1 protein-coding gene is annotated in these 272 nt (G+C 45.2%); it reads left to right on the plus strand.

Annotated elements, in window-relative coordinates; genetic code table 11:
- Positions 1–205 (plus strand): GH32 C-terminal domain-containing protein (locus tag SB775_RS29545; RefSeq protein ID WP_410864796.1); only part of this gene is annotated, 205 nt, incomplete at its 5' end.
- Between the last annotated feature and the right edge of the window lie 67 nt (positions 206–272).

A 272-nucleotide genomic window follows, 5' to 3' on the forward strand; every position in this document is an offset into this window, starting at 1 on the left:
GCACGGAACCGAACGAAAATGCCGGATGGATGCGGATGTGTACAAATTCCATTTGTTTGTCGATTCCTCGTCCGTAGAGATTTTTGTGAATGACGGGGAAGAAGTGTTTACGGCACGGATTTTCCCGGATATCAGAAGCCAAGAAATCCGCTTTTTTGCAAAAGGCGGCGGTGCTGAATTCAAAGCCGTGAAATGGGATTATTGATGATCATAGCTAGATAAGGGAGAGGTGCTCAATGGGAAAGTTGTTCTCGATTGGTGAAGTATTGATC

This window comes from Peribacillus sp. SIMBA_075 (assembly GCF_046534585.1).